At 68.9% G+C, this 12,577-nt stretch carries 8 protein-coding genes and 1 pseudogene; 6 read left to right on the forward strand and 3 right to left on the reverse strand.

The features are described from left to right. Positions 1-12 precede the first annotated feature (12 nt). The 3 genes from AC1DYP_RS17785 to AC1DYP_RS17795 all read left to right on the forward strand — a co-directional run bounded on the left by AC1DYP_RS17785 (position 13) and on the right by AC1DYP_RS17795 (position 5,750). A complete protein-coding gene (locus AC1DYP_RS17785; RefSeq protein WP_477047440.1) occupies positions 13-3,207 on the forward strand; it encodes an efflux RND transporter permease subunit in 3,195 nt (1,064 codons plus the stop codon). Position 3,208: 1 nt separating this feature from the next. Beyond that, positions 3,209-4,618 carry an efflux transporter outer membrane subunit gene (locus tag AC1DYP_RS17790; protein ID WP_477047441.1) on the forward strand — a complete coding sequence of 470 codons (1,410 nt, stop codon included), beginning with the start codon at positions 3,209-3,211 and terminating at the stop codon, positions 4,616-4,618. Between the two features lie 247 nt (positions 4,619-4,865). After that, positions 4,866-5,750, forward strand: coding sequence for a pepsin/retropepsin-like aspartic protease family protein (locus AC1DYP_RS17795; protein ID WP_477047442.1), 885 nt, complete (start codon positions 4,866-4,868; stop codon positions 5,748-5,750). Positions 5,751-5,856: 106 nt separating this feature from the next. Here AC1DYP_RS17795 and AC1DYP_RS17800 read toward each other — a convergent pair whose 3' ends face one another. Beyond that, entirely contained in the window at positions 5,857-6,372 is a 516-nt protein-coding gene (locus tag AC1DYP_RS17800) for a lipocalin-like domain-containing protein (protein WP_477047443.1), read from the reverse strand. 90 nt (positions 6,373-6,462) lie between these two features. On the opposite strand from AC1DYP_RS17800, the gene AC1DYP_RS17805 reads away from it, so the two are divergent. After that, positions 6,463-7,032: a CGNR zinc finger domain-containing protein gene (locus AC1DYP_RS17805; RefSeq protein WP_477047444.1), complete on the forward strand. Its 570-nt coding sequence runs from the start codon at positions 6,463-6,465 to the stop codon at positions 7,030-7,032. Here the strand turns inward: AC1DYP_RS17805 and AC1DYP_RS17810 are convergent. Together AC1DYP_RS17810 and AC1DYP_RS17815 are read right to left on the reverse strand one after the other, a co-directional pair. After that, positions 7,029-7,496 carry an Lrp/AsnC ligand binding domain-containing protein gene (locus tag AC1DYP_RS17810; RefSeq protein WP_477032231.1) on the reverse strand — a complete coding sequence of 156 codons (468 nt, stop codon included), beginning with the start codon at positions 7,494-7,496 and terminating at the stop codon, positions 7,029-7,031. The genes AC1DYP_RS17805 and AC1DYP_RS17810 overlap by 4 nt on opposite strands. A gap of 308 nt (positions 7,497-7,804) precedes the next feature. Then, a pseudogene (locus tag AC1DYP_RS17815) lies at positions 7,805-7,929 on the reverse strand (hypothetical protein); the annotation flags it as partial. Between the two features lie 146 nt (positions 7,930-8,075). Between AC1DYP_RS17815 and putA the strand changes: the two are divergent. Continuing rightward, positions 8,076-11,168: a bifunctional proline dehydrogenase/L-glutamate gamma-semialdehyde dehydrogenase PutA gene (gene putA, locus AC1DYP_RS17820; RefSeq protein WP_477047445.1), complete on the forward strand. Its 3,093-nt coding sequence runs from the start codon at positions 8,076-8,078 to the stop codon at positions 11,166-11,168. Between the two features lie 202 nt (positions 11,169-11,370). Further along, the gene (locus AC1DYP_RS17825; protein ID WP_477047446.1) at positions 11,371-12,576 is read left to right on the forward strand and encodes a saccharopine dehydrogenase family protein; all 1,206 of its coding nucleotides are present in this window, start codon (positions 11,371-11,373) and stop codon (positions 12,574-12,576) included. The last annotated feature ends 1 nt before the right edge of the window (position 12,577 follow it).

Raw genomic sequence — 12,577 nt, forward strand, 5'->3', positions numbered from 1 at the left:
GGCCGGCCCCTCATGCTTTCCCGTTTCTTCATCGATCGGCCGATCTTCGCCTGGGTCGTCGCGATCGTCATCATGCTGGCGGGGGCCCTGGCCATCCGCAGCCTGCCGATCGCCCAGTATCCCGACATCGCCCTGCCCCAGGTCTCGGTCAACGCCATCTATCCCGGCGCCTCGGCCAAGACCGTCGAGGACAGCGTCACCCAGGTCATCGAACAGAAGATGAAGGGCCTGGACGGCCTGGATTACATGTCTTCGACCAGCGACAGCTCGGGTTCGGCGACCACCACCCTGACCTTCAAGGCCGGCACCGACATCGACATCGCCCAGGTGCAGGTCCAGAACAAGCTGCAGACGGCCACCGCGCTGCTGCCGCAGGAAGTCCAGCAGCAGGGCCTGACGGTCGCCAAGTCGGCCCGTAACTTCCTGCTGATCGTCGGCATGTATTCGGAGGATCCGAAACACACCAACACCGACCTGGCCGACTACATCGCCAGCAACCTCCAGGACCCCCTCAGCCGCGTCGACGGCGTGGGCGAGGTCCAGCTGTTCGGCGCGCAATACGCCATGCGCGTGTGGCTGGATCCGACCAAGCTGGCCAGCTACAGCCTGACCCCCGCCGACGTGATCGCCGCCATCCGGGCCCAGAACGCCCAGGTCTCCGCCGGCCAGCTGGGCGGCGTGCCCAACGTGCCCGGCATCGGCCTGAACGCCACGATCACGGCCCAGTCGCGCCTCTCCACCCCGGCCGAGTTCCAGAACATCATCGTCAAGAACAGCCCCGGCGGCGCCATCGTGCACCTGCGCGACGTCGCCCGCGTGGAGCTGGGCGCGGAAAGCTACGGCTTCGGCGCCAAGTACAACGGCAAGCCCGCCGCCGGCCTGGCCATCCGCCTGGCCCCCGGCGCCAACGCGCTGAACACCGCCGACGCCATCAAGGCGCGGATGGCCGTGCTGGAGAAGAACTTCCCGGCCAGCTTCCGATACGTGATCCCGTACGACTCCACGCCGTTCGTGAAGCTGTCGATCGAGGAAGTGGTCAAGACGCTGGTCGAGGCCATCGTGCTGGTCTTCATCGTCATGTTCCTGTTCCTGCAGAACTGGCGCGCGACCCTGATCCCGACAATCGCCGTGCCGGTCGTCCTGCTGGGCACCTTCGGGGTGCTGGCGGCCTTCGGCTACTCGATCAACACCCTGACCATGTTCGGCCTGGTGCTGGCCATCGGCCTGCTGGTCGACGACGCCATCGTCGTGGTCGAGAACGTCGAGCGGGTGATGAGCGAGGAGGGATTGTCTCCCGTCGAGGCCACGCGAAAATCGATGAACGAGATCACCGGCGCCCTGATCGGCATCGCGCTGGTCCTGGCCGCCGTGTTCGTGCCCATGGCCTTCTTCGGCGGCTCGCAGGGCGTGATCTACCGTCAGTTCTCGATCACCATCGTCTCGGCCATGGGCCTGTCGGTGCTGGTCGCCCTGATCCTGACGCCGGCCCTGTGCGCCACCCTTCTCAGGCCCGTCAGCCGGGGCCACGGCGAGCCTCTCAACACCGATCACCAGGGCCCGTTGGGCGCGGTGGTCAACCTGTTCAACCGCTTCTTCAACTGGTTCAACCGCAATTTCAACGACGTCAGCGGGCGCTATCAGGGCTCGGTACGCGGCCTGCTCGGCAAGAGCGGCCGCTGGATGCTGGCCTATGGCGTGATCATCCTGGTGATGGGCTTCCTGTTCATCCGCCTGCCCAGCGCCTTCCTGCCCGAGGAAGACCAGGGCACGATGTTCACCATCGTCCAGCTGCCGCCCGGCGCGCCTGAAGAACGCACCCAGGCCGTGCTCGACACCGTGCGGAACCACTTCCTGGTCGACGAGAAGGAGTCCGTGCAGGCGGTCTTCACCGTCGCCGGCTTCAGCTTCGCCGGCGCCGGCCAGAACGCCGGCCTAGCCTTCATCCGCCTGAAGGACTTCGACGAGCGCAAGGCTCCCGAGCGCAAGGCCCAGGCCGTCGCCGGCCGGGCCATGGGCAAGTTCATGCAGATCCGCGACGCCATGGTCTTCGCGATCGTGCCGCCGGCCGTGCCGGAACTGGGCACCTCGTCGGGCTTCGACTTCCAGCTGCAGGACGTCGGCGGCGTCGGTCACGACGCCCTGGTCGCCGCCCGCAACCAGGTGCTGGGCATGGCCGCCCAGGATCCCACCCTGGCCGGCGTGCGTCCCAACGGCCAGGACGACACCCCGCAGCTGAAGATCGACATCGACCAGGCCAAGGCCGGGGCGATGGGCCTGACCACGGCCGACATCAACGCCGCGCTCAGCGCCGCGTGGGGTGGTTCGTACGTCAACGACTTCATCGACCGCGGCCGGGTCAAGAAGGTCTACGTCCAGGCCGACGCGCCCTACCGCATGCGTCCCGAAGACCTCAACAGCTGGTACGTGCGCACCAGCACCGGCACGATGGCGCCGTTCAGCTCGTTCGCGACCACGCACTGGATCTACGGTTCGCCGCGTCTGGAGCGCTACAACGGCCTGTCGTCGCTGAACATCCAGGGCTCGCCCGCCCCGGGCAAGAGCTCGGGTCAGGCCATGGCCGCCATGGAGAAGATCGCCGCCCAGCTGCCGCCGGGCATCGGCTTCGAATGGACCGGTCTGTCGGCCCAGGAACGCGAGTCCGGCAACCAGGCTCCGGCCCTGTACGGCATCTCGATCCTGGTGGTGTTCCTGCTGCTGGCGGCCCTCTACGAGAGTTGGTCGATCCCGCTGTCGGTGATCATGGTCATCCCGCTGGGCATCGTCGGCGCCCTGCTGGCCACCACCTTCCGCGGCCTCAGCAACGACATCTACTTCCAGGTGGGCCTGCTGACGACCATGGGGCTGGCGTCCAAGAACGCCATCCTGATCGTCGAGTTCGCCAAGGACTTGCACGAACAGGGCATGGAGCTGGTCGAGGCGACGGTGGAGGCGGTCCGCATCCGCCTGCGTCCGATCATCATGACCTCGCTGGCCTTCGTCTTCGGCGTGCTGCCCTTGGCGATCTCCAACGGGGCCGGTTCGGGCAGCCAGCACGCCATCGGCACCGGCGTGATCGGCGGCATGATCTCGGCGACCCTGCTGGCGATCTTCTTCGTCCCGCTGTTCTTCGTGATCGTCGAGCGGGTGTTCAAGCCCAAGCCGCGCCGTCACGACGAACCCACCACGACTCCGGCCGAGAGCCACTGAGATGCTTGTGCGTAACCTGACCCTGACCCTGCTGGCGGCCTCGGCCCTCAGCGCCTGCACCCTGGCGCCCAAGACCGTGCGCCCGGAGCTGCCGGTGGCCAACGCCTGGCCGATCGCGGGCGCCAACACCGGTTCGACGACCACCGCCGCCGACCTGGGCTGGCGCGACGTGTTCATCGATCCGCGCCTGCAGGGCGTGATCGACCTGGCGCTGGCCAACAACCGCGACCTGCGCGTGGCGGTGCTCAACATCGAGCAGTCCCGCGCCCAGTACCGCATCCAGCGGTCGGCGCTCGCGCCGAAGATCGACGCCACGGCGACCGGGACGCGGGGCGAAAGCTCGTCGGCCCAGGTCATCGCGGGCGGCGATCGCACCGTCGAGGTCTATACCGCCGGCGTCGGGGTCACCTCCTGGGAGCTCGACCTGTTCGGCCGGATCCGCAGCCTCAATGACGCGGCCCTGCAGAACTACCTGGCCACCCGCGAGATCAGCCGCTCGGTGCAGATCAGCCTGGTCGCCCAGACGGCCAACGCCTGGCTGAACCTGGCAGCCGACCAGGACCTGCTGGCCCTGTCCGAAGAGACCCTGCGCACCCGCCAGGAGACCATGGAGCTGGTGCGCCGGCGCTTCGAGGCCGGCGCCATCTCGCAGCTCGAGCTCAGCCAAGCCCAGACCCTGGTCGAGGCCGCGCGCAGCGACAGGGCGACCGCCATCGCCCTGGTCGAGCAGGACAAGAACGCCCTGCGCCTGGCGGTCGGGGCCGACGTGCCGAACGACCTGCTGCCGGCCGGCGGCCTGGTCACCGCCCAGATCCTGCGCGACCTGCCGGCCGGCCTGCCGTCCGACGTGCTGACGCGCCGTCCCGACGTGCTGGCCGCCGAGCACCAGCTGGCCGGGGCCAACGCCAACATCGGCGCGGCCCGCGCGGCCTTCTTCCCGACCATCAGCCTGACCGGCTCGACCGGGGTGGCCAGCAACAGCTTGGACAGCCTGTTCGACAGCGGCAACGGGGCCTGGAGCTTCGCGCCGCGCATCAGCCTGCCGATCTTCGCCGGCGGGGCCAACGTGGCCAATCTGGACAGCGCCAAGGCCGGCCGCGACATCGCCGTGGCCAACTACGAGAAGACGGTGCAGACCGCCTTCCGCGAGGTCTCCGACGGCCTGGCCGTGCAGTCGACCATCGCCGAGCGCGTCGGCTCGCAGGAGCGCCTGGTCGCCGCCGCCAACGACACCGTCCGACTGTCGCAGGCCCGCTACGGCGCGGGGATCGACAGCTCGCTGGCCGTGCTGGACGCCCAGCGCACGCTCTACAGCTCGCAACAGACCCTGATCGTCGCCCGCCTCGCGCGGGAGACCAACCTGGCCACGCTCTACAAGGCGCTCGGCGGCGGGGCTCCCCCCGTCCGCTGAGGCCAAACAGATCCCCCGTCCCCAGCGGGGGAGTGCTGGCGACGTCATCCCCCCCGACGCCGCCAAGCCGGAAGGGGCGCGCTCCCCCCAAATCCCGCGCGCCCCTTCTACTTGGGGGATCCGCCGTTCGTCGCGGCCGGCGCTCGGCTCGTCGCGAATGACCGCGAGTTCACTTTACCGCCAAGCCCGGAACGGCGACCAAGGGTCCAGGGCGCGCGCCACGGCGCCCGCATCAGGGGGTAGGAACATGCGCGCGATCTTGCGGTCCTTGGGCGGCCTTGTCTCGGGCGGAGCGGCCGCGATCGGCCTGATGCTCGCGACGAACCCCGCCTTCGCCGCGCCCGCGCGCCCCGCCCCGCCCGCCAAGCCGGTCGCCATTCCACTGGAGCCCTATCTGGGCGTGCTCTGGTCGTTCCAGGCGGACGTCGAGGGCAAGCCGCGCCGCTTCCTGCTCGACACGGCCGGCGGCATCACCGTGATCTCGCAGCCCTTCGCCGAATCCATCGGCTGCAAGCCCTGGGGCCGGGTCACCGGCTTCCGGATGCGGGGCGACCGGGTCGACGCGCCGCGCTGCGACGACGTCGGCCTGACGGCGGCGGGCTTGCCGCTGAAGGCCCCGACCGCCGGCGTCATCGACTTCTCGACCCTGCTGCCCAAGGACGCCCCGCCGCTGGACGGTTCGGTGGCGCTGGACGCCTTCGCCGGCCGCGCCGTCACCCTGGACCTGTCCGGCCGCCGGCTGATCGTCGAGACGCCCGACAGCTTGAAGGTCCGCGCCCGCCAAGGCGTCGAGGTGCCGGTCCGCTTCAGCCGCGAGGCGATGGGCCTGGCCCTGACGCCGTTCGTCGCCGCTCCCACCGCGAAGGGTCGGATCTGGCTGGAACTGGACTGCGGCAGCACCGGCGCCCTGGTGATCGGCAAGCACGTCGCCGACCTGCTGGGCCTGGATCCGGCGATCCAGAAGGGCCAGTCCGTGGAGATGACCCTGGTCGGCGGTCCGAAGATCAGCGGCAAGGTGCTGGTCGAGGACATGATCCTGGACGGCAACATCGGCGTCCCGGCGCTGCGGCAGTGGGTGGTCACGCTGGACCTCGCCGAGGAGCGGGCCTGGATCGCGCCGGCGGGGCGTTAGACAATTCGACTTTCCGCCGACGGGGACATGCACTTGTGCGTGTCCCCAAGTCTCGCTCTGCGTCTGATGGGGACACGCCGCAAGGGCATGTCCCCGGCTTGTTCTCCTACCGCTCCCGCCGCCACTCCGAGATCGGGATCGACCCGTCCGGGCGCGGGGTCGGCACCTGGTAGCTGAGGCTGTCGGCGGTCAGGGCGTATTTGCGCCGCTGCTCGGTCCCTTCCCAGTTGGCGAACGACGCGCCCTCGATCTTGAACACCAGCACGTGGGCGGCCGGGTCGATGGCGACGGTCCCGTAGTGGGTCGACGAGCCGATCACCGCCCCGGCCAGTTCCTCCGCCGTGGCCTTGGCCTTGTCGCCCGAGGCGATGCGCGGGCGGTCGCCGTCGAAGATCTGCAAGCTGTAGCGCCCCTGGGCGTCGATGATCAGCCGCCCCTTGGGATGCTGGCCGTAGTCGCGGGCCCGCGAGCCGTCGGGCTTGAGGCGGTCGGCCGCCGTCAGGGTCCAGGTTCCGGCCAGCGAGGGCTCGGCCGCGATCGCCGCTCCGGCGATCATTGGCGCCAGCAACGTGGTCGCCAGCGCCAGACCCGCGCCAAGGCGACGTTTCGTGATCGATTTCATCTCGCTCTCCAGCATGTAACCTATTTATTAGGTTAGCTTGCGGACCATCGGCGAAGCACCGTAACCTGTCAATCCGGTTCGGAGCGCGACATGACGACGGCGAAGGCGGAGATCCGCGACGGTTTCAAGTTTCGCGGCGGCAGTCCGGCCCTGGACCTGGCGGCGACGATGGTCGGCCGGCTGGGCGCGGCGCCGCGCGACCTGCTGGCCACGCCCGCCGACCTCGACCGCTGGCTGACGGCGGCGGAACTGACCCAGGCCGCGCCTGGCGCCACCGAGGGCAACCTGGTCCAGGCTCGGTCGCTGCGCGAGGCGCTCTATCGCCTGGCCCTGTCGCGCGCCGAAGGGACCGCCCTGCCCGACGCCGACCGCGAACTGCTCAACGGCTACGCCGCCCTGCCCGCCGCGCCGCTGCAACTGGGCGCCGACGGCCGCGCCCATCTGTCCGGCGATGTGCGGGGCCTGCTGGCGGAACTGGCCCGCGAGGGCGTGTCGCTGCTGGGCGGCGATTTCGGCGACCGCATCCGCCAGTGCGAGGGCCCGCCCTGCGCGGTGCTGTTCGTCGACACCTCCCGCAAGGGCGACCGCCGTTGGTGCTCGATGAGCGCCTGCGGCAACAAGGCCAAGGTGGCGGAGTATCGGAAGCGGGAGAAGGGTTAGAGCGGCAGCTGCACCGTGCTCTTCACCTCTTCCAGCACCGCATAGGTTCGCGTCTCGCGCACGCCCGGCATCTTCACGAGAATATCGCCGAGGAAGTTGCGATAGGCCTCCATGTCGCGCACCCGGGCCTTGATCAGGTAGTCGAAGCCGCCGGCCACCATGTGGCACTCCAGGATCTCGGGGGCCCGACGCACGGCCGCCCCGAACTCCTCGAACACGTCGCCGGTCGTGCGGTCCAGCACCACCTCGACGAAGATCAGCAGGGCGCGATCGACCTTGGCCGGGTCCAGCAGGGCCGCGTAGCCGGTGATGAAGCCCCGCTCGCGCAGCCGCCGCACGCGGTCGAAAGTGGCGGCTGGCGACAGGTTGCAGCGCTTGGCCAGCTCGGCGTTGGTGATGCGGCCGTCGGCCTGCAGGACCCGCAGAAGCCGGCGATCGGTGTCATCTAGAGCAGACATGGCCATTTCCCGTTTTCACCGAAGATAATTCGGAATTTTATATCGACAAACAAAGCACCTTCACAAGAAGCAGGACTATACCCTCGATCGTCCTAGCGAGCTTGGCCGCCACTCCCCCCTCGGCGCCCCGGTGGACTAGGACCAGCCTCCGCCATTCCCCCCGGCGGAGCGCAGACGCGGCGCCCTCTCCCCCGTAGGCGCCGTGTGAGAGCGGAAGGGACGCGCGACCTCCCCCCGTATCGCGTCCCTTCCCACCTCTCCCCTTCCCCTTAATTGTCAATTGTCGTGATTTGACGCGACCGCGCGGTGCGTGGCCCTCGTCCTTCGACAAGCTCAGGATGAGGACCATTTTACAGGCCGAGCGGTTTAAGGGCTCGAGCGGTAGAAAAACCTCATCCTGAGCCTGTCGAAGGACGAGGTTTTCGCCTCGGAGTCCCATGCCGTCGCGACAGGCCGCCGCAGCCATGGAGTGAACAGCGAAATCCGGCGCTTTTGCCGAAGATCGTACAGCCTGACAACGCAACAAACGAAGCACCTTCGAACAAGCCGGCGATATAGCGACGATATACCTATAGCGAGGCGACCATGACCGATTGGGACTCCCTGGACGACGGCAAGTACCGCGACGAAGCGGCGGTGATCGCCGACCTGCTGGCCGCCCAGGCCCTGAGCAGCGAAGACCGCGCCGCGGTCCGCGCCGAGGCCGAGGCCCTGGTCCGCGGCGCCCGCCGCAGCGTCCGCAAGCAGGGCGTGGTCGAAAGTTTCCTGCAGGAGTTCAGCCTCGGCACCCGCGAAGGCCTCGCGCTCATGTGCCTGGCCGAAGCCCTGCTGCGCACCCCCGACGACGACACCCGCGACAAGCTGATTGCCGAGAAGATCGGCTCGGCCGACTGGGCCTCGCACCTGGGCGGCAGCGACAGCCTGTTCGTCAACGCCTCGACCTGGGGCCTGATGCTGACCGGCAAGATCGTCGAGCCCGACGATCAGGCCCAGAAGGACCTGCCGGCCTTCATCAAGAAGATCGCCGGCCGCCTGGGCGAACCGGTGATCCGCGCCGCCGTCGGCCAGGCCATCCGCATCATGGGCGAGCAGTTCGTGCTGGGCCGCACCATCGAGGCGGCCATCAAGCGCGCCGCCAACGACGGCGACATCTGCAGCTTCGACATGTTGGGCGAAGGCGCCCGCACCGCCGCCGACGCCGCCCGCTATGAGAAGTCCTATGCCGACGCGATCCTGACGGTCGGCAAGCTGTCCAACAAGGCCGGCCCCGAAGCCGGCCACGGCGTGTCGGTCAAGCTGTCGGCCCTGACGCCGCGCTATGAGGCCACGCAAGAAGCCCGCGTCTGGGACGAGCTCTATCCGCGCGTCCTGCGCCTGGCCCTGATCGCCGCCAAGTACGACATCAACTTCACGATCGACGCCGAGGAAGCCGACCGCCTGGCGCTGTCGCTGAAGCTGCTGGACCGCCTGTGCCGCGAGCCCGAGCTGGGCGAGTGGACCGGCCTGGGCCTGGCCGTCCAGGCCTACCAGAAGCGCTGCCCCGAGGTGATCGCCCGCCTGACGGCCCTGTCCAAGGAAACCGGCCGCCGCCTGATGGTCCGCCTCGTGAAGGGCGCCTACTGGGACAGCGAGATCAAGCGCGCCCAGGTCGCCGGCCGCCCGGACTATCCGGTCTACACCACCAAGCCCGCCACCGACCTGTCGTACCTGGTCTGCGCCAAGGCCCTGATCGAGGCCGCCCCGCACCTCTACGCCCAGTTCGCCACCCACAACGCCCACACCCTGGCCGCCGTGGTCCGGATGTCGAAGAACGCCGGCGTCAAGATCGAGCACCAGCGCCTGCACGGCATGGGCGAGGCGCTCTACAAGGCCGCCGACGACCTCTATGACGGCGTCACCCTGCGGGCCTACGCCCCGGTGGGCGGCCACGAGGACCTGCTGCCCTACCTGGTCCGCCGCCTGCTGGAGAACGGCGCCAACACCAGTTTCGTCCACGCCCTGCTCGACGAGCGGGTGCCGGTGGAAAAGGTGGTGGTCGACCCGATCACCGCGGTCGAGGCCCATCCCGACCGCCACGCCAAGATCCCGACGCCGACCGACGTTTATGGCGCCCGCCGCAAGAACAGCGCGGGCCTGGACCTGTCGGTGAAGGCCGACCGCGACCGCCTGGCCGCCCACGTCGCCGAGTTGGACAAGCTGACCCTGTCGTCCGGCCCGCTGATCGGCGGCAAGCTGACCGCCGGCGCCCCGCCGATGCCGGTGCAGAGCCCGACCGACCACGAGCGCGTGGTGGGCGTGGTGTCCGAAGCCCAGCTGCCGCAGATCGACCAGGCCTTCAAGCTGGCCCGCGCCGCTCAGCCCGCCTGGGACCAGGCCGGCGGCCCCGCCCGCGCCGATGTCCTGCGCGCCATGGGCGACGCCCTGGAGGCCAATCTCGAGCGCCTGTGCGCCATCCTCGCGCGCGAAGCCGGCAAGACATTGCCCGACGCCATCGCCGAGGTGCGCGAGGCCGTCGACTTCTGCCGCTACTACGCCAAGCTGGCCGAGGAGCAGTTCGGCCTGGCGGGCGAGGTGCTGCAAGGCCCGGTCGGCGAGACCAACACCTTGCGCCTGGCCGGGCGCGGCGTCTTCGTCTGCATCAGCCCGTGGAATTTCCCGCTGGCCATCTTCACCGGCCAGATCGCCGCCGCCCTGGCGGCCGGCAATGCGGTGCTGGCCAAGCCGGCCGAGCAGACCCCGCTGATCGCCTATGAGGCCGTGAAGCTGTACCACGCCGCGGGCCTGGACCACCGCCTGCTGGCCCTGCTGCCGGGTCGCGGCGAGACGGTCGGCGCGGCCCTGACCGCCCATGAGGGCCTGGACGGCGTGGCCTTCACCGGCGGCACCGACACCGCCTGGCGGATCAACCAGACCCTGGCCCAGCGGCAGGGCCCGATCGTGCCGTTCATCGCCGAGACCGGCGGGCTGAACGGCATGTTCGTCGACACCACCGCCCAGCGCGAACAGGTGATCGACGACGTGATCCTGTCGGCCTTCGGCAGCGCCGGCCAGCGCTGCTCGGCCCTGCGCCTGCTGTTCCTGCCGGAAGACACCGCCGAGCACATCATCGACGGCCTGAAGGGCGCGATGGACGCCTTGGTGATCGGCGACCCGGCCCTGGCCGTCACCGACGTCGGCCCGGTCATCGACCCCGAGGCCAAGGCGGCGCTGGACAAGCACCTGGTGCGCCTGAACCACGAGGCAAAGGTCCTGCACACCCTGCCCGCCCCCGAGACCGGCACCTTCTTCGCCCCGGTCCTGGCCGAGATCCCCGCCGCCGACTTCCTGGAGCGCGAGGTGTTCGGCCCGGTGCTGCACGTGGTGCGCTACCGTCCGGAAGACCTGGAGCAGGTGGCCGGCGCCCTGGCGGCCCGCCGCTACGGCCTGACCCTGGGCGTCCACTCGCGGATCGAGAGCTTCGCGGCCGACGTCCAGCGCCTGGTCCCGGCCGGCAACGCTTACGTCAACCGCTCGATGACCGGCGCCGTGGTCGGCGTCCAGCCGTTCGGCGGTGAGGGCCTGTCCGGCACCGGCCCCAAGGCCGGCGGTCCTCACGCCCTGCTGCGCTACGCGGTCGAGCGGGCGCTGAGCATCAACATCACGGCCCAGGGCGGCGATCCGACGCTGCTGAACCTGTAGAACGCCGCGGAAACCCTCGGCCGACGGGAAGAGGGCGGGATCAGGCCCCCGCCGCCTTCACGTCGGCCGGCGCGCCGGCAACCGAGGTAACGGCGGTCCGCTACGAGTGGTTAGCAGACCTGTCATCCGCATGATAAGACCCCCGCCCCTCGTCCATGCGACTATGCTGGACAGGGTTTTTAGACGCTTAGGAGAGGCCCAAATGAGCAGGGTGCTGGTTATCGGCGCTGGCGGCGTGGGTTCGGTCGCTGTCCACAAGATGGCGATGAACAAGGACATTTTCTCGCACATCACGCTGGCGAGCCGCACGAAGTCGAAATGCGACGCCATCGCTCAGTCCGTGAAACAGCGCACCGGCGTGACCGTCGACACCGCGGCGATCGACGCCGACGACGTCGCCGCGACCACGGCGCTGATCAAGGCCGTGCAGCCGGCCCTGGTGGTCAATCTGGCCCTGCCGTACCAAGACCTGAACATCATGGACGCCTGCCTGGCGGCCGGCGTGAACTACCTGGACACGGCCAATTACGAGCCGCGCGACGAGGCCAAGTTCGAATACAGCTGGCAGTGGGCTTATCAGGACCGCTTCAAGGACGCCGGCCTGATGGCGCTGCTGGGCAGCGGCTTCGACCCGGGCGTGACCTCGGTGTTCACCACCTATACCAAGAAGCATCTGCTGGACCGGATCGACACGCTCGACATCCTGGACTGCAACGGCGGCGACACGGGCCTGCCCTTCGCCACCAACTTCAATCCCGAGATCAACCTGCGCGAAGTGACCGCCCCGTCGCGTCACTGGGAAAACGGCCAGTGGATCGAAGGCCCCGCGCTGAGCCACAAGCAGGTGTTCGACTTCGACCAGGTGGGCGAAAAGAACATGTACCTCATGTACCATGAGGAACTGGAATCCCTGGCCAAGTTCTACCCCGAGATCCAGCGCATCCGCTTCTGGATGACGTTCGGCGACTCCTATCTCAAGCACCTGGAGGTGCTGGAAAACATCGGCATGACCCGGATCGAGCCGATGATGTTCCAGGGCCGCGAGATCATCCCGATCGAGTTCCTGAAGGCGCTGCTGCCCGAGCCGTCGTCGCTGGGGCCGATCACCAAGGGCAAGACCAACATCGGCACGATCGCGACGGGCGAGAAGGACGGCAAGGCCCGGACCGTCTACGTCAACAACATCTGCGATCACCAGGAAGCCTATGCCGAGACCGGCAACCAGGCGGTCAGCTACACAACGGGCGTGCCGGCCATGATCGGCGCGGCCCTGATGCTGACGGGCCAGTGGAAGGGCGCGGGCGTGTTCAACATGGAGCAGCTTGATCCCGATCCGTTCATGGACATGCTGAACCGCCACGGTCTGCCCTGGAAGGTCCAGGACCTGGCGGCGCCGCTGGCGTTCTGAC

The sequence above is a fragment of the Caulobacter sp. P1_D6 genome, from assembly GCF_056406095.1.